Genomic DNA, 17,244 nt, shown 5'->3' with positions numbered 1-17,244 from the left:
AAGGACTAGGCTTCAAAGATGAAGTTGTAGAGTTGGACAACCTTCTGAAAACTGGTTGTATCCATGGTTGTGATTTTTTGAGCCTTTCGCTCTCTAAAGTCAAAAGTATAGAGTTGGAGTGGATTGACAGAGCCATCTACCTTATTGGAACGCACAGGAACGAGCAGGCCTTGTTCTTCTAGTCTGCTTTGACCGTGTGTAATAGGGCATACAGCAACAAATCCCGTCCGCTCCGAATATTCTCTACGCGAGACGACAATAGCAGGACGGCGTTTCTGAATCTCACGTCCAACAGACGGGTCAAAGTCAATCCAGATGATGTCCTGTTTTTCTGGAATGTAATCATATTTCGCTGTCAAGGAATCTTACCCCCTCAAAGTCATCTTCCATGCGTAGGTCTGCATCTCCATTAAATGGGTCTGGAATTTTTGGAGCTAGGACAATGACATTATCTACACCCTTGTAGACAAACATTTCCTGACCTTCTGGAACATTGAGTGTTTTCGGAATGGTCACAGTGACAGAGTTCCCAACCTTACGAGTTTTAACAGTATTCATTTGTTTCTCCTTTATTTAGTATACATACAGTATACACCTAAAAACGGAGCAAAGCAAGAAAAAAGCCAGCACAGCTGACTCCTTTGTGATATGTTCGCTAAAAATATTATATCATAAAGGAGCGATGTTGTGAGGTTATTAAAAAGCGTTGACGTGCAATTTACCAAAAAAAATGTATATGACGTTCTAGAGAGTTATCGCTCGTATGTCCGAATGGCAGGCGCTGAGTATTTGCCTAAAATTACAACGACCTACTCATTTGAACCAAAGACGTTTACTGGTAAGAACACAGCCACTGAGAATATGGTTATCGAACATGTGGATGCAGAGGCAGAGGTTTTGGAAATTGAGAGAGCTGTGAACTGCATTATGGATCCATACGTTCGGCAGGTTATAGCAAAGAAGTACATGGATATGAAAATCCAATTATCAGACAAGGCTATCTATATGGACTTAGGCTATTCTGAAAGTGAGTTCTATCGCATGCTTAGTAGAGGTGCTTTGGAATTTGCGGAAGCCTATCGAAAAGGTAAGTTGATTGTCTATCGTAAAATTTTGGGAGATATTTGCAAGTAAATTGCTAGGAAATGGTTTATTTTACATGGTAGAATAGTATTGTCAAGTGATAGGTCAATTGACGTCTCCTTTATAATTTATTATATTTTTCCGAGGTTTCGGCCTCTTAGACAGTAAGGACAGGTTAGCAGGTTGTTTGGGTCTCCTTGAAACTTTTACCAAACGTGCGTTTTACTGCTAGACCAGTTGGTTCGATTCCAGCTGCTGTCATTTGAGTGTTTGTGTCCCAGAATGGGGTAGGCAGTAGGCTTAGCATTCATATATCACTCATTAACTTACAAATGGTTGCGGAGCGACTAGACCTTGCATGATTGCGTAGCTAATTATACTCCGGATAAGTTATAAGCTAGAGGGTTTGATTCCCTCAGAGGTTGTAAAGACTACAAAAAATAAAAAAGAAGTCAAAATTTAATACACACGCAAGGTAGTAGTCGTCTTGCAAGAAGGTCGCACATCGTGTGGCTTTTTTTGATTATTCGAAAGGTGGTGATGGACATTGGGTTAAATCAAAGACAAAAGATGTTTGCGAGCGAGTATTTGAGGACTGGTAATGTCTATCAATCCGCAATATTCGCAGGTTATAGTGAAGCGTATGCTAAAACAACCGCTAGTAAATTGCTAGAAAATGCAAGCGTTAAAACGTTTATACAAACCGAAACTGAAAAGATGCACGATGAAAATATTTTGAGCGCTAAAGAGGCTCTTTCGATTCTCTCAGACATTGCAAGAGGCCAGCGACTTGAGGAAGTTTTGATGATGAACCCTGTCACTGGTGAGGTGGATAGAGTTACGAAAAAGGCAGATAATAACACAGTTATTAAAGCGATAGCTGAGATATTGAAGCGTTATCCGACTGCTAAACAAGCTGAGAAACTAGAACTTGAAATCGAAAAACTTAAATCACAAATCGGTGTGGATAATGAACAAGACGATAAATTGATAGACTTCGCCAAGGCTTTGAGAGGTGCTTTTGATGACAAATAAATTTACAAAGCGACAAGAAGAAGTGCTTACACGAGTATTGAATGATGATTTTTTTATCTGTGGTCTCCATGGTGCAAAACGTTCAGGTAAAACTGTTCTAAACAACATGGTCTTCATGAATGAGATTGCACGAGTGAGAGAAACAGCGGATAGATTAAACATAGATGAGCCGATGTATATCTTAGCTGGAACATCTTCAACATCGATACAAAACAATATCATTCAGGAGCTGTATAACATGTTTGATATTGAACCTAAATACGATAAGCACGGAGCTTTTACCCTTTGCGGTGTCAAGGTAGTTCAAGTCTACACCGGTTCTATATCTGGTTTAAAACGCGCCCGTGGTTTTACTGCTTTTGGAGCTTATGTAAACGAGGCATCTCTTGCTAACGAACAAGTATTCAAGGAAATCATCTCACGTTGCTCAGGAGAGGGTGCTAGGATTGTTTGGGATAGCAACCCAGACATCCCGACACACTGGCTCAGACGGGATTATATCAACTCTGGAGACGATATGATCATCGACTTTCATTTTAAGTTAGATGATAATACATTCATGTCTGACAGATACCGAGAGAATATCAAGAATGCGACACCAGCTGGTGTATTTTATGACCGAGATATTCTTGGTCTGTGGGTGACTGGTGAGGGCGTCGTCTATCGTGATTTTAGCGAGAATATGGTTGTAGATAACGTACCAGAAGATATCACTAAAGTCTATGCTGGTGTTGACTGGGGATATGAACACTTTGGCTCTATTGTTGTCATTGGAGAAACATCTGGCGGTTCAGCTTATCTGTTAGAGGAACACGCTCATCAGTACAAAGAGATAGATTTTTGGGTAGACCTCGCTAAGAATATCAAGGAACGATACGGGAATATTACGTTCTGGGCAGACAGTGCACGACCTGAACACGTTGCTAGATTTCAAAGAGAGCAATTAAGAACATTCAACGCTAATAAAGCGGTATTGTCTGGTATTGAAGAAGTAGCCAAGCTGATGAAAGCTGGGCGTTTTTTTGTTGTATCAAACAAGGTCAGCAAGTTCAAAGATGAAGTCTACCAATACATCTGGAACGAAAAGACAGGCGAACCAGTGAAAGAGAATGACGACGTACTAGATGCGGTGCGTTATGCGATTTACTCGCAACATTCGCAACCAAAAGCAACCGTCCGCAGACGTTCTGATTATGGTCTATAGAGAGGAAAGACATGTACCAATATTTAACCTATCCACGGGATGGATATGATGAGGGTTCTTTGAAGAAAGACCTGATTTACAAATTGATAACGATGCATAACACTGAAAGCTCACATTTGAAGAAGCTTAAAAGCTACTATTTGGGTGAGCATGCTATCTTAGAACACACGAGACGCAACGTGAACGCACCTAATTACAAGACGGTAGCCAATCATGCCAAGGATATCGCAGACACGGCTACGGGCTATTTTATGGGCAATCCTATCAAGTATAACAATACTGCTGACGGTGATATCGATGAACTACTTACAGCCTTTGATGGTGCTGAAATTGACCAAGTAGATGCTCAGAATGCTTTGAACATGGCTATCTATGGTCGTGCTTACGAGTACATCTATGCTAAAGAGGGTATGGCTGAGTTGGATTCAACTAGTATTGATCCGGAGAATACTTTCATGGTCTACGATGATAGTATTGAGCGGAAGCCTTTGTTTGCGGTCTATTACTATGAAGTAAAAGACGATACGAAAGACACTACCAAGTACCAGGCTGAGGTTTTTACCGAAAATCTGCACTATCACATGGTGCTGAGAAGTACAGATTCAGGAACAACTCAGAATGAGCAGGTAACCCCTCACAACCTTGGGCAAATCCCAATTATCGAATATCGCAACAATCACTTTGCAATTGGTGACTATGAGCAACAAATTAGCTTGATAGACGCTTATAATTCCTTGATGGGGAATCGTGTCAATGATAAGGAACAGGCTGTAGAGTCTATACTTGTCTTGTATGGCACGCAGTTAGCAGACACTCCAGAAGACGCTAAGGTAGCAATGAAGATTCTTTCTGAAGAAGGTCTTTTGGAATTGCCGGGCGATAGTGCAAGGGCTGAGTTCTTGAAGAATACGCTGGACGAAAGTGCTACTGAAATCTTGCGTACAGCTCTTAAAGAGGACATCTACACATTTAGCCATGTGCCTAATTTGACTGATGAGAATTTCGCAGGGAATACTTCGGGGGTGAAATAGTTGCCCTCCTCAAAGGTAACTTTGAGGTAATAAATCGGGTTAAAATTGGAAGGCGCAAAACAGTAATAACCTAGATATTTATATTCTGTTATGGTATAATAAGAGTATAATAATCTAGGAGAAGATGAATGATAAAAGATAAAATGCACAAACATCTAAATCAAGTTTATTACTCTATGTTAGCAAGGTGTTATGATGAAAAACATTGGGCTTATAAATGGTATGGGAAACGTGGAATAGGTGTTTCTGATGAATTTAGTGATGTAGCTAAGTTCAGAAGTTGGGCAATGCAAAACGGAGTAGAATTTGGTTTGCAATTAGATAGGATAGATAATGACAAAGACTACTCACCAAGTAATTGTAGGTGGGTTCCTGAACATACAAATAAACGTAATCGTTCTGATAACGTTAAGTATAAGGGATATATCTTGAGAGACTATCTAAAAAAATTATCTGAAGAAAACAACATTTCTTTTTCAACTCTTGTCTACAGATATTATCGTTCCATAAAACGAGATGATATAATCGTTAATGATGAAACAATAGATGATATCTTATTGAATTATAAAAAATACGATTTAAGACAATTTTCAAAAGGTGTGGACATGTCTGGTAAGACAATTGTTCGAGATGAAAAAGGGAGATTTGTGACATATTACTGAAGCTAATCAATTACCACTGCTGGTAGAAATATCAGTAAGGTTTAACGACTAGATAGAGTAAGCTAAGTGAGAAACGGTACATAGTATCGTTTTTTTTATATGCAGAAATATCCACGAAATCCGACACCCTGATAAGGGTGAAGAGATAGTCTGAACTTACGGGAAACCGTAAGAAGTAGAGGATAAAGAGCCTCTACGGTAACAAAATTGAGCTATGGAATTCAAGCTAATGGGCCTTGAGATGATTACCAAGACCAAGGAAGCGAACTACAAGCGTGGATTAAGACAGCGTATTGCGATTTTTGCTCATTACTTGGGTATGAAACAGATTGCACTAGAGTCTCATTCAATCGTTCCACAATTCAGCCGTGGTTTGCCCAAAAACTTGCTGGAAATCTCTCAGATTGTGAACAATTTGGAAGGTAAAGTGACCAATAGGCAGCTTATTTCTCTCTTGCCGTTTGTGGAAGACCCTGACGCTGAGCTGGAAGCCTTGGAAGAAGAGAAAAAGAAGAACATGGAAGACATGTCGATGTTCAACAAAGACAACACGAAACCCGAAGACGAGGTAGAGGATGAAGAATCAGGAGTATTGGGCGAAGAGGAAAGCCAATCTGATTTACCAGCAGATGGACAAGGCCGAAAAGCAGGCAGACCAGTTCGATAAGGTCTATCAGGAAGCCAAGACTTACTTGGATAAGGAAGTCAATAAGATTTTTGATAAGTTCCAACGTGATTATGGTCTAAGTCAGGTAGACGCTAGACAAGTTTTGAAGAACATGAAAGACAAGAAAAATCTGAATGAACTTCGTAAAGTACTTGAAGCAAGACCGAATGCCCCGAACATCCAAAGATTACTAGCTGACTTAGACAGCCCAGCTTATTCTTTTCGTATGAAGCGCCTAGAGCGTTTGAGTGATGATTTAGATCGTATGCGTGAATCTATCTATCATTCAGAGAAGACGGGCTCAGACGCCTTCTATAGCGACCTGATGAAGGATAGTTACTACAAGGCTACCTTTGACCTGCAACAGCAGACAGGGCTGGCATATGGCTTTTCTGGGCTTCCTGAGAGCGAGATTAAACATCTACAGTCTTTTAGTTGGGTAGGAGATGGAAGTACCTACTCAACAAACATCTGGAAGAATACGGGGAAGCTTACTTCTAGCATAAAAGATGAACTACTCATGAGCCTCATGACAGGAAGAGGAACACGAGAAACGGCACAAGCAATTGCTGAACGATTCGATGTCGGTCAGAATGATGCGAGGCGTTTGGTTCGGACAGAATCAGCCTTTTTTCATAACCAAATGGAACTACTCAGCTATGAAGAAGCAGACATAGAGAAGTATATCTTTGTAGCCGTCTTAGACAAGCGTACATCACATATCTGCCAAGAGCACGATAATAAGGTCTATGATAGGGATAAGGCTACCCCTGGCGTCAATTGTCCGCCTATGCACCCTTGGTGTAGGTCTACTACTGTCGCATACGACGAGGACGCAGACTACAGCAAGTTGAAGCGCAGAGCAAGGAATCCAGAGACAGGTAAGACCGAGCTAGTACCTGCTGATATGACTTATAAAGAGTGGTATAGCAAGTATGTTGCGAAAGATGTAAAAAATGAAATACAAGATTACAAGAAAAGTGACCAAACCGTTTCAAGATATAATACCCAAAAATTGTTTTCTGATGTTAGTAACGCATGGGATGAAATTGGGAAGGGTGGATTATCGAAAGAACAACTCGTAGGCTTACTAAAATCTGAATATGAATTAGGTAATTTTTCGAGTGATATAACCAAATTGATAGGAGTAAGTTCTGCTTATATAGATGTTAGCAGTTTAGCTACTTCATTAGTGAGACATGGACAACAGTATTCCTTAGATGAGTTTATGTTAATAAAAGAGGCAGTTCAAAAACCTTATTTGATTCTAGATAATTCAGAGAGGGTTGAAAAATCAATTATTTCATATGTAAAAATACCTAACAAAGATAAGGTCATTATGGAAGCGGTGATGGTGCCACGAGATGAAATGCTAGTCATTCACTTTAACAAGGTGGGGATTCGTCAAGTTAAAAAGAATGGAAAAAATATGTTGACGCTTTACAAAAAGGAAAAATAGTGCTATACTTTTGGTAAAGATAGAGGTTGAGAATCTGTCACCAACGCGCCACTTATAGTGGGTCGAGAAATGCAGGAGCCCCGACAGTCCTGCCTATCTTGCGCTTAGATAGTAATCTAGGCGCTTTTTTGTTGCAATAAACCACTATAAACCGCATCGAAATCGAGGCGGTTTTCTTATGCCCTAACCGTATGGAATCCCGTACGGTTTTTATATTGTCCAAGCATTGAAGACACTAAAAGCTATGGAAATTACAGTCGGGGACGACTTTAAAAATAGGAGGTTCGCAATGAACGAAGAAACACAAACAGTCGAAACGGTTGAAGAACAAAAGGTACCTGCAGAACCTGCACAACAACCGCAAGACGAGAAGAAGTACACGGACGCAGATGTCGATGCTATCATCGATAAGAAGTTTGCCAAGTGGAAGTCAGAGCAAGAAGCCAAGGAAAACGAAGCTAAGAAGCTTGCTAAGATGAACGCTGATGAAAAACAGAAATATCAGTTGGATCAGCGTGAGCAAGAACTAGCTGACCGTGAAAAGGCTATTGCTCGTAAGGAATTGACCGCAGAGGCTAAAGCAATGCTAAGTGAACGTGACTTACCTGTTGAGTTAGTAAATGTAGTTGATTTGACAAGCGCAGAGACGGTATCGCAGTCCGTAGCAGTATTGCAGAAATCATGGGAACAAGCTGTGCAGAAAGGCGTGCAAGAAAAGCTAAAAGGCGGAGCTCCAATGAAGCAAGCACCAGTTGACAGCGACGGTGTCACAAAAGAAGAATTTGCTCGCATGGGTTATCAGAGTCGAAATGAACTCTATCAAAAGAACCCAGAACTCTATAAGAAATTGAAAGGTTAAAATAAATGACAGCAGGACAAACTAAACTAGCCACTATGGTTAACCCAGAAGTGATGGCGGACATGGTTTCCGCTAAACTACCTAAATTGATTAAATTTACTCCACTTGCTTATGTGGAAACAGCACTCCAAGGACAACCAGGGAACACTCTAACAGTTCCAGCATGGGAGTACGCAGGAGATGCGACTGAGGTTGGAGAAGGTCAAGCTATTTCTCCAGACAAATTGACTACTAAAAAGACTACTATGACCATCAAAAAGGCTGCTAAAGGTTATGAAATTACCGATGAAGCTCTTTTGTCAGGTCTTGGTGACCCACTAGGTCAAGCCACTTACCAGCTTGGTTTGGCTATTGCTAACAAGATTGATGATGATTTGGTAGCGGTGGCTAAGACTGCAACACAGCACGTTGCAGAAACTCCAACAACTCTTGAGGCAATTGATAAGGCTCTTGATATTTTTGAGGATGAAGAAGATGCACAGTATGTTGCTATCATCAACCCTAAAGATGCTACTAAGCTAAAAACTGACGTAGCAAAAGAATGGACTAAAGGTTCAGAGCTTGGAGCAAATATGGTTGTTTCTGGGACCTTTGGTGAAGTTGCTGGTGTGCAAATCGTCCGCTCTAAAAAAGTTGAAGAAGGTAAAGGTTTCCTTGTCAAAGTGTCTCCTAGCCAGACTCAGACAGATGATGCCAATAAATATGGTGCGTTTGTTATCATGCTAAAACGTGATGTGGCTATCGAAACAGACCGTGACATCCTTAAAAAGACAACGGTTATCACTGGTGACAAACACTATGGTGTTTACCTATACGACCCTACACGAGTTGTAAAATTCGGTGAGTAAGAGGTGATGATATGAGCTTATTGCTACGACGTCATTATATCCAAGAGGAGCAAGCTGGCCAGTATTCTGATTTAGAAAATAAGACTTTAGAAGAGTTGAAGAATCTAGCTAAAGAAGCTGGCATAACTGGTGCCTATAAGTTATCAAAAGCTGAAATTGTAGAGGTGTTGGAGGATTTAAAAAGTGAAATTTAAAGTCAAACAAGATTTCTATGATTGGGAATTAAATGTGAAACGACTGGCAGGGGAGGAACTTGAGATTACTGAGGAGCGCTATGCCGAGCTGGCAGATAATTTCGCCAGCAATGGTGTCGCTATCTCAGACGTTCTTGAGGAAATTCTCCCTGAGCCTGAGTTTTTAGAAGAGGATTGATATGTCTATAGAGTTGCTGAAGAAAATGACAGGCGAAGAAGATACTCAGCTTCTCATGTTGCTCCAAACGAGGGCTACAAATCTTATCTTGTCAGAGACGAATCGCACATCTTTGACACCTGCTTTAAGTCGCTTAATACCTGAGGTTGCTATCGAACTCCACAACCGCTCAGGAGCGGAAGGAGAGCATTCCAGAACCGAGGGTGGTATAGCAGTAGTCTACGGAGAAAACGGCCTGTCTACGGGTCTTTTACAGCGTATACGCATGCACAGATTAGCAAGGGTGGCAGGTCATGTTTTTGAAGCAGAGTAGACTGAAACCTTATCCAATGCGACGGTTTGAAAAGACTGTCACAGAGGAAGGCGTCGTAAAAGAAGGATATGCCAAGGAAGCTGAGACAGTCCGCCTTGAGTTGTGGCCAGCTAGCAGTAAGCTACAATCTGAGATGTATGGTGAGCGTGTCAATGATATTTTGAACGCAAATGCCAACAAGTCAGCTACTATCAAAGTGAAAGATGGTGTGTGTATCGATAGCCCGACGGAAGTGACTCACAGGGTTATCTCTAAAAAGGTCTACACATATCATCAAGTTTTGGAGTTAGAGCGTGTCAGAGCTACGAGGGGCAGATAGGCTCATAGCTAAATGTAGACGATTGGCTAGTAAAAAAACTGGCGAGGATATCGTCTTACGTGCGGTACACAATGCTGCTATAAAGGTTGTCCAAGCTGATGCTAAAAGACTAGCACCAGGCAACAATGGAGAACTTAGAAACAGTATCAAGACTAGGGTTAAAATGGACGGAGATAAGGCTATAGGTGAGGTTTACACAAATCTACACTATGCTCCTTATGTTGAGTTTGGAACAGGACCCAAGGGTCAGGCTAGCCATTCTGGTATCTCTCCAGAAGTCAGCGTGACTTATCGCTCTAGTCCGTGGTATGTGCATGAAGACCAAATCAATGTAGGGCCTTACCACTTTCAAAAGATTGGGGAGTTCTACAAGATGTATGGTCAACCTGCTCAGCCTTATCTTTATCCAGCTTTGAGAGACAATCAAGAGCGTGTGTCTAAGAATATTTCGGATTATGTCCGTAGAAAGATAAGAGAACAAATAAAATGATTAATATCAAGCCTGTTATTTATAAAGAATTGCAAAAGGTTGCAGATAATGTGACTGATACGTATCCTAGCGATTGGGAGACTTTTCCAGTCGTTATTTTTTTGGAAGAACAAAACAAGCCGGGTGATTGGTTTGATGACCAGGAACAAAAATCCTCTATCCGCTACAAGGTGGATATCTTTGATGATACAAGCACTAGTGAGTTAGCTGTTAAAATCAATCAGATTTTTGAGTCTTTAGGTTTACGAAGAACCGACTGCCAAGACGTGCCAGACCCGTCCCATTTGAGACATAAGGTCATGCGTTTTGAAGGGGTTGTTGACTTACACTCAGAGCTTGTTTTTCAATTTAGAATGGAGAATTAAACATGTTAGCAAACGGAATTACGCTTTCTTATAGCGAAACCAAAGGTAGCTATACTAAGCTTGTTGGATTGAAAGAAGTACCAGGGTTTGGTATCGAACCTGAAAAAGTAGAGAACACTACTCTTGAAGATAAAGTTAAGAAGTACGAATTTGGTATTGGTGATGCAGGGGAATTGGAGTACAAGTTCTCTTATAACAATTCAAGCGAAACTGCTCCTTACCGTGTATTGCGTAAGGCAGCAGACGACAAGAAGAAACTCTACTTTGAACAAGCTTATCCAGACGGTACTAAGGTCAATTTTGAAGGCCAAGTATCTGTTAAACTGGGCGGTGGCGGTGTCAATGCCGTTATCGAGTTCACACTTAAGATTGCATTGCAGTCAGAATTGGAATTTACAGACGGTCTTGGAGGTTAATTAAATGGCGTTACCTTACTCAATTTGGAAGATTAGCGATGAGAAAGAGTTAAAACTACGACTTTCATCTCATCAAGCAGCAAAAGTTGAAGAAAAAATCGGTATGAACTTACTGAAAATCTTCATGCCTGAAGCTGGCGAAGAGTTTCCTTTGCCTCCTTTAAAAGTTGTATTGCTCTTGATTCATGGAGCTTTGCAAAAGTATGAGAATGGGTATTCTCTTGAGGATGTCTACGATCTATACGATGAATACGTGGATAATGGTGGAGACCAAACAACCTTCATGACAGAGGTTTTAATGCCACTCTTTGAAGTGTCGGGTTTTACTCCACGAGGAAGCAAGGGCAAGAAAACTTCCAAGAAGAAAATGACAGTAGTCGAGTAATCTTAACGGTAACGCAGATTATTGAGAGGCTTTATCCTATGTTTTTGGACATCGGGGGTAAGCCTCTTGATTTTTGGGATTTAACGGTGCTTGAAATCAGGGAAATGATTGAAAGCTACAACCGTGTCAAAATCCAAGAGCGTAAAGAGAAGATTATTGACTCGTACAGACTTTCGCAGATGATTTCCAATCACGTTTCTTTATTGTTATCCAAAGATGCCAAGGTTTTTGAGTTCTGGGAATATGCGCCTGAGTTGTTTGTAGAAGAACAACAAGCAGTAGAACAGGAACGACAGAGACAAGCGCTTTTGTTGCATAAGGAACGGATGCGTGATTTTGCAGATAGACATAATCGAAAAAGGAAGGAGGAAATGAATGGCAACTCTTGACGAATTGAAGGTCATGATTGACGCTGAGATAGCGCCTTTCAGGAAGAAGATGAAAGAAGTCGAGAATCAGGTCAAAGGAACATCTGACCAAGTGAAGAATGCCACTGCCAAAATTCGTGAACAGTCGAGCTCAATCGGTAGCGCGTTTGGCAAGCTGGCTAAGTTTGCTGGTTTTGCAATCCTTGGTAAGAAATTGCTTGATGTTGGGATGTATTCAACGCAGACAGCTCTTGAAGTATCAGCGGCTATGAACCAAATTAAGCGCCAGATGGGTGAGAGTTCGCAATCTTTCTTAAAATGGGTTAACGATAACGCTAATGCCATGAATATGGGTGTGGGCGAGGCTACTAACTATGGTGCAGTCTACTCAAACTTATTTTCTGGATTTATCAAAGACACCAACAAGCTAAGCGCTTATACTGCTAAGATGTTGCAGACGTCGGCAGTTGTTGCTGAAGGTTCTGGGCGCACGATTACAGACGTTATGGAGCGGATTCGCTCAGGTTTGCTAGGGAATACGGAAGCGATAGACTTTTGTCGCACCGCTTAGAAATAGGCGGATTAAGAACTTACCAAAATCGGTAAAACTCTAAATTTTAAGTAATTAAAACATGACGATACCGAGGTAAACTAAGCAATTAAAAAGGCTTGGTCACCGTAGAGCATAGGGATTGAACCTGTGCTTTTTGTTTTGTCAAAAAGTATAGAATAAAATATCCCCACGAGTGGTGAGCACCTAGACAATTCGGTTGTAGGTGAAAATATATGCCGAACTTACAAGAAATTGTAAGAAGTATGGATAAAAAGCCATGCGATAACATTATTGAGAAGACCTAGGAATCAACGTTAATGTGGCTATGATTGAGTCTACTGAAGCCTTTAAGAAGTTCGCAAACGGGCAAAGTTGGCAACAATTAGACTACCAAACCCAGCAACAAATCCGCCTAATGGCTATCCTGGAACAGGCTACGGCAAAGTATGGGAATACCTTGTCCAATTCTGTAAATGGACGTATTAGTCTATTTAAGTCTCTGATGAAGGACGCTGCATTGAACCTTGGTAACTCTATGTTGCCGATTATCAATGCCATTATGCCTGTCTTGAACTCTTTTGCCATGGTCTTAAAGAATGTTACTGCTAAACTCGCTGAGTTTATCGCTTTGATGTTCAACAAGAAAGCTACGGTAAAAGATGGTGTTGGTGGTGCAGTTGGAGACATGGGTAACGCCATGAAAGACGCTGCAGGCGGAGCAGGAGACCTTGCTGATGCAGTGGACGACGCTGGAGATTCAGCAGGAGGACTTGCTGATAATCTTGGAGACTCAGCCAAAAACGCTAAGAAGGCCGCTAAAGAGTTGCTAGGTCTTTTGGGATTTGATGAGATTAACATCTTGCAAAAACCAAAAGACGATGATGCAGGCGGTTCTGGAGGCGGTGGCAAAGGTGGTAAAGGAAAGGGAGGGGGTGGCGGACCTTTCAAAGACATCTTGCCAGAAGTCGAGTTGACCGACATGGACAACCAGTTCAAGAGCATTTTTGATGGACTTGGAGATAAGCTCAAAGGGTTGTTTGACCTCTTCAAGAAAGGTTTTGATGCAGCATTTGGACCAGAAGGTATTGAACGCATTAAGACCGCCTTAGACCAAATAGCTAAGACAATGGGAGAAATCGCTACTGATCCAAGAGTTGTGAATGCCTTTAACCGAATGGCTGAGAAAATCGCTTATGCTTTAGGGCAAGTGACAGGCTCAATAGCTACTATCGGTCTAGGTATCGGTGTTTTCCTTGCCGAAAGTATTGCAAATGGTCTTGGAAGGCAAAAAGAACGCATTACCAGGGCGCTAGTCGCTTTGTTTGATAATATTGGTAACATTGCAGAGGCAGTAGGAAACATCGCTCAGGCCTTTTCTAGTGCTTTCTACGACGTCATTACCTCAACCGGTGCGGTTCGTATAGGTAGTGCTATTGTGTCAACTCTATTAAGCTTGACATCTACCATTGTTGAAGTCGGTAGCAAATTAGCAGGAAGTTTGTTTAAAGGTTTTGAAAAAGTCGTTGTGACAAGCGCTCCTAAAATTTCATCAGTCTTCCAAAGTTTATTAGATACTGTTGCGCCTGTATTTGAGAGCATTGAAAGGTCTGTTAACAAATTTGGCGATGGCTTAAGTCGTGTTTATGATGAACATGTAGTCCCTGCTATTAACTCTATTGCTAATGCTTTTAATGGGCTAATTGATATTATTCAAATACTTTGGGAGAATTCTTGGCAACCTTTTGCTGAGTTTTTATCAGGAGTATTCGGTGTTAGTATTGAAGGAATTTCAGATTTATTGGGAGGTGGCCTTTTAGCCACTTTGGGACTATTGGCGGATGCTATTAAGTTAGTGGCAGATGGTTTCGCCGTTTTTTCTGACTGGTGTAAAGAAAACAAAGAACCTATCTTGGCTTTGATAACAGCTTGGCAAACAATTAATTTCTTATCATGGGCTGAACAAGCTGGAGGACTTGCAGGGGCATTCGAATTATTAAGTGGCAAGGTTTCCTTTATTGTTAGCGGAATTAAAAATCTTGGACTAGCTTTGAAAGCTTTGACATTTGATAAATTGGTCAGCTTCGGAGAAACCATCTATTTGAATGCGTTGTACGCAAAAGATTTTGTTGTCAATTCAGGTAAAACAATTGCACAGCTAGGGAAAACTGCTTTAGAACTTGGTAAATCAGCTCTAGCATGGACTGCTCATACAGCGAAAATGGGATTAGCAACCGCGGCGGAATTTGCACATTCTGTGGCAGCAGGAGTCGCTACAGCTGCAACATGGGCTTTTAATGCAGCGTTAGCAGTTTTGACAAGTCCAATAACCTTAGTTATTGCAGCAATCGCAGCCTTAATTGCTATTGGTGTCTTGCTCTACCAAAATTGGGACACTGTTGTTGAGTTTGCTAAAACAGCATGGCAAGGACTATGTGATTTTATCAGTGGTATTTGTCAAGCGATTGGCGAATTTTTCAGCGGTCTATGGACGAAGCTACAAGAAATCTTTGAGCCAATAGGTCAATGGTTTGGCGAGAAGTTCCAGCAAGGATGGGATGCAATAAGCAATACATTTAGCAAGTTGGGCTCTTGGTTTGGTGACCGTTGGAACGAATCTAAAGATGCGCTTGCCGAAGCAAACACTTGGTTAGGTGATAAATTCAAGTCCGGTAGGGATAAAGTGAACTCAGCTTTTGAAAAAGTTGGCTCTTGGTTCGGTGACCGTTGGAATGATATCAAAGATGGAGTAAAAGAAGCTGATACATGGTTTGGAGAGAAATTTGAGAGTGCAAAAAAGAAAACTCAGAATCCTTTCCAAAAAATCGGTTCTTGGTTTGGTGATAGATGGAAAAATATGCAAGATGCCTTGAAAGAAATCCCCAACTGGTTCAAGAATCTGTTTAATGATGCAATGGATAATGCTAAAAACATCGTTAAAAGTGGTATCGATAAACTAAAAAGCTTCTTTAACTTTGATTGGAGCTTACCAAAAATCAAACTCCCTCACTTTAATATATCTGGTAGCTTCAGCTTGATGCCTCCTAGAATTCCATCATTCTCTGTAGATTGGTATGCACGAGGCGGTGTATTCAACTCTCCTAGCATCATTGGGGTCGGAGAAGCTGGTCAAGAAGCGGTAATGCCTCTTGAACGGAATACAGGATGGATTTCTATCTTGGCTCAAAAACTGGCTGAAAGAATGCCTGCTAATAATGTACCTACAGGTTATTCATTACCGGCTGGCGACATCGTTATCCAAATCGCAGGCCATGAGTTCGGACGGGTAGCTATCCAAGAAATTAACAAGGAACATGAACGAGCAGGTCAAACCTTGCTCAAGATTTAGGAGGTTAAATGGCACAATTGACAATCAATGGGGTGGCTGTGAAGCCTCCCAAATCTTTTCAAGTCGGTATTCAAGATATCGATGGAGAGACAGGGCGTAATGCCAATGGCGACATGGTGCGTGACCGTATCACGACCAAACGCAAACTAGACTGTGAATGGGGTATGATGACTCAGGGAGAATTAAGTCAGCTTTTACATGCTGTATCATCTGAATTTTTTGAGGTGTCTTATCCAGACCCCATGGATGGCCAAGTCACAAAGACTTTCTACGTCGGTGATAGGACAGCTCCTAGCTATAGCTTTACTGAGAAGTTTAAACCTTGGTCTGGCGCTAAATTTAATCTGGTAGAGAGGTAAGAAAATGGATGCTTTAACCAGACGACAATTTGACAGAGCCATGTTTGCCAAGGAAAGGACGCTGGCTATTCGTGTTGGTGATTATACTTCACGGGATATCAAAGAGGCTAGTTTTGAGTATGGCTACATCAAGGGCGATACTTATAAGCCTGGTGGAACCTGCGCTGGTAGCGGTAAAATTACCTTTACCAGTATCATTACCACGTTCAATAAGCTGGATACCCTGCACCCTGAGATTGGTCTACTGGTTGGGGATACCTACCAGTGGGTCAAGATGGGGGAATACTTCATCAACGATATTGAGATTGACCGAAACCGCAACACAACCACACTTGAACTTATGGATGGTATGTTTAAGCTCAATCGTGAGTATGTGACAGATTTGCATTTCCCAGCTGAAGTACGAGAGGTTATTCAGGAAATCTGCCTGAAAACAGGCATTGAGTTAGCGAATGACTATTTCGGAATCAGCGCGATGCGTTACCATGTCGAGCAAGTTCCTGAAGGAAAGAAACTTTCATTTAGGGATATGCTGAGCGCTATGACTCAGATGATAGGGATGTCTTGTTTCTTCAACCGAGAAGGGAAGATGGAAATCCGTGATTTAACTGAGTCAAATATCACGATAAACGCAGACAGTTACTTCCTACATGGTTTAACCAAGAGTGAGATTGAGTATCAGATAGCTGGTATTACTTGTAAGACAGATAAGAAGCCTCTTACGGTTGGTATGAAGACAGGTCGGTCTTTGGAACTAGACAATGTCTTCATGACCCAGAGCGCTTTAAATGACCTGTATTACAATCTGAAAAACCTGACTTACTATCCGTATAATCTCAACTACCAAGGGCATTTACTGCTTGAGGTTGGGCAGTGGGTAACCATTCAGACCAACAAGAAAGAAACCTTTAAAGTTCCTGTCTTAAGTCAGAGCTTTACTTTCAAAGGTGGTCTAAGAGGTCGTATCAGCGCAGATAGTAAAGCTGGAAATGATACGCAGTATTCTTACGAGGGTACGATTACCAAGCAGATTAAGCAACAAGATGGCATTGAAGCCAAAATCCAAGCGCAGATAGAAGCAGCAGACGCAGCCTTTGACGCTGAATTTAC

The 17,244-nt window shown here is 41.3% G+C and carries 20 protein-coding genes and 4 pseudogenes; 22 read left to right on the top strand and 2 right to left on the bottom strand.

What is annotated here, in order from left to right:
- Positions 1 to 5: 5 nt before the first annotated feature.
- Positions 6 to 359: a type II toxin-antitoxin system PemK/MazF family toxin gene (locus B4W83_RS11160; protein WP_000125658.1), complete on the bottom strand. Its 354-nt coding sequence runs from the start codon at positions 357 to 359 to the stop codon at positions 6 to 8.
- The gene (gene mazE, locus B4W83_RS11155) at positions 343 to 558 is read right to left on the bottom strand and encodes a type II toxin-antitoxin system PemI/MazE family antitoxin (protein WP_001098943.1); all 216 of its coding nucleotides are present in this window, start codon (positions 556 to 558) and stop codon (positions 343 to 345) included. Before mazE ends, B4W83_RS11160 begins: the two co-directional genes overlap by 17 nt.
- 129 nt (positions 559 to 687) lie before the next feature.
- Here mazE and B4W83_RS11150 point away from each other — a divergent pair, with 129 nt between their 5' ends.
- From B4W83_RS11150 to B4W83_RS11045, 22 genes and pseudogenes are all read left to right on the top strand, one after another.
- Positions 688 to 1,134 carry an ArpU family phage packaging/lysis transcriptional regulator gene (locus tag B4W83_RS11150; RefSeq protein WP_007284945.1) on the top strand — a complete coding sequence of 149 codons (447 nt, stop codon included), beginning with the start codon at positions 688 to 690 and terminating at the stop codon, positions 1,132 to 1,134.
- Between the two features lie 489 nt (positions 1,135 to 1,623).
- Complete coding sequence (locus B4W83_RS11145) at positions 1,624 to 2,118, top strand: terminase small subunit (protein ID WP_000351060.1); 495 nt, start codon at positions 1,624 to 1,626, stop codon at positions 2,116 to 2,118.
- Positions 2,108 to 3,322 (top strand): PBSX family phage terminase large subunit, encoded by a 1,215-nt coding sequence (locus B4W83_RS11140; protein WP_000182319.1) that lies wholly within the window; start codon positions 2,108 to 2,110, stop codon positions 3,320 to 3,322. Before B4W83_RS11145 ends, B4W83_RS11140 begins: the two co-directional genes overlap by 11 nt.
- 11 nt (positions 3,323 to 3,333) lie before the next feature.
- Positions 3,334 to 4,347 (top strand): annotated as a pseudogene (locus tag B4W83_RS11135) (phage portal protein); the annotation flags it as partial.
- Between the two features lie 134 nt (positions 4,348 to 4,481).
- Positions 4,482 to 5,015 carry a hypothetical protein gene (locus B4W83_RS11130; RefSeq protein WP_000588570.1) on the top strand — a complete coding sequence of 178 codons (534 nt, stop codon included), beginning with the start codon at positions 4,482 to 4,484 and terminating at the stop codon, positions 5,013 to 5,015.
- Positions 5,016 to 5,226: 211 nt separating this feature from the next.
- A pseudogene (locus tag B4W83_RS11125) lies at positions 5,227 to 5,682 on the top strand (phage portal protein); the annotation flags it as partial.
- Complete coding sequence (locus B4W83_RS11120) at positions 5,591 to 7,141, top strand: minor capsid protein (protein ID WP_165852418.1); 1,551 nt, start codon at positions 5,591 to 5,593, stop codon at positions 7,139 to 7,141. The pseudogene B4W83_RS11125 and the gene B4W83_RS11120, both read left to right, overlap by 92 nt.
- A 289-nt stretch (positions 7,142 to 7,430) precedes the next feature.
- Positions 7,431 to 8,000, top strand: coding sequence for a DUF4355 domain-containing protein (locus B4W83_RS11115; protein ID WP_001001559.1), 570 nt, complete (start codon positions 7,431 to 7,433; stop codon positions 7,998 to 8,000).
- A 5-nt stretch (positions 8,001 to 8,005) separates the two neighbouring features.
- Positions 8,006 to 8,848 (top strand): N4-gp56 family major capsid protein, encoded by an 843-nt coding sequence (locus B4W83_RS11110; RefSeq protein WP_000123891.1) that lies wholly within the window; start codon positions 8,006 to 8,008, stop codon positions 8,846 to 8,848.
- Between the two features lie 11 nt (positions 8,849 to 8,859).
- Positions 8,860 to 9,042 (top strand): Rho termination factor N-terminal domain-containing protein, encoded by a 183-nt coding sequence (locus tag B4W83_RS11105; RefSeq protein ID WP_000054933.1) that lies wholly within the window; start codon positions 8,860 to 8,862, stop codon positions 9,040 to 9,042.
- Entirely contained in the window at positions 9,032 to 9,220 is a 189-nt protein-coding gene (locus B4W83_RS11100) for a hypothetical protein (RefSeq protein ID WP_000669846.1), read from the top strand. Before B4W83_RS11105 ends, B4W83_RS11100 begins: the two co-directional genes overlap by 11 nt.
- 1 nt (position 9,221) lies before the next feature.
- A complete protein-coding gene (locus tag B4W83_RS11095; protein ID WP_000021227.1) occupies positions 9,222 to 9,533 on the top strand; it encodes a phage head-tail connector protein in 312 nt (103 codons plus the stop codon).
- The gene (locus B4W83_RS11090) at positions 9,514 to 9,852 is read left to right on the top strand and encodes a hypothetical protein (protein WP_000478948.1); all 339 of its coding nucleotides are present in this window, start codon (positions 9,514 to 9,516) and stop codon (positions 9,850 to 9,852) included. The genes B4W83_RS11095 and B4W83_RS11090 overlap by 20 nt, the downstream gene beginning before the upstream one ends.
- On the top strand, positions 9,827 to 10,342 hold the full coding sequence (locus B4W83_RS11085) for an HK97-gp10 family putative phage morphogenesis protein (RefSeq protein WP_007284942.1): 516 nt from the start codon (positions 9,827 to 9,829) through the stop codon (positions 10,340 to 10,342). Before B4W83_RS11090 ends, B4W83_RS11085 begins: the two co-directional genes overlap by 26 nt.
- Positions 10,339 to 10,707 (top strand): hypothetical protein, encoded by a 369-nt coding sequence (locus tag B4W83_RS11080; protein ID WP_000608236.1) that lies wholly within the window; start codon positions 10,339 to 10,341, stop codon positions 10,705 to 10,707. The genes B4W83_RS11085 and B4W83_RS11080 overlap by 4 nt, the downstream gene beginning before the upstream one ends.
- 2 nt (positions 10,708 to 10,709) lie before the next feature.
- The gene (locus B4W83_RS11075) at positions 10,710 to 11,123 is read left to right on the top strand and encodes a phage tail tube protein (protein ID WP_000880680.1); all 414 of its coding nucleotides are present in this window, start codon (positions 10,710 to 10,712) and stop codon (positions 11,121 to 11,123) included.
- Between the two features lie 4 nt (positions 11,124 to 11,127).
- A complete protein-coding gene (locus B4W83_RS11070; RefSeq protein ID WP_001207822.1) occupies positions 11,128 to 11,508 on the top strand; it encodes a DUF6096 family protein in 381 nt (126 codons plus the stop codon).
- Between the two features lie 38 nt (positions 11,509 to 11,546).
- Entirely contained in the window at positions 11,547 to 11,897 is a 351-nt protein-coding gene (locus B4W83_RS11065; RefSeq protein WP_000478013.1) for a hypothetical protein, read from the top strand.
- Positions 11,884 to 12,426 (top strand): annotated as a pseudogene (locus tag B4W83_RS11060) (hypothetical protein); the annotation flags it as partial. The gene B4W83_RS11065 and the pseudogene B4W83_RS11060, both read left to right, overlap by 14 nt.
- A 322-nt stretch (positions 12,427 to 12,748) precedes the next feature.
- On the top strand, positions 12,749 to 15,775 hold the full coding sequence (locus B4W83_RS11055) for a phage tail family protein (protein ID WP_001240773.1): 3,027 nt from the start codon (positions 12,749 to 12,751) through the stop codon (positions 15,773 to 15,775).
- A gap of 8 nt (positions 15,776 to 15,783) precedes the next feature.
- Entirely contained in the window at positions 15,784 to 16,134 is a 351-nt protein-coding gene (locus B4W83_RS11050) for a DUF6711 family protein (RefSeq protein ID WP_000068027.1), read from the top strand.
- Positions 16,135 to 16,138: 4 nt separating this feature from the next.
- Positions 16,139 to 17,244: pseudogene (locus B4W83_RS11045) on the top strand (tail fiber domain-containing protein); the annotation flags it as partial.

It is taken from the genome of Streptococcus pseudopneumoniae ATCC BAA-960 = CCUG 49455 (genome assembly GCF_002087075.1).
GTDB classification, from domain to species: Bacteria; Bacillota; Bacilli; order Lactobacillales; family Streptococcaceae; genus Streptococcus; species Streptococcus pseudopneumoniae.
This window is presented reverse-complemented; position numbering and strand designations above follow the sequence as displayed.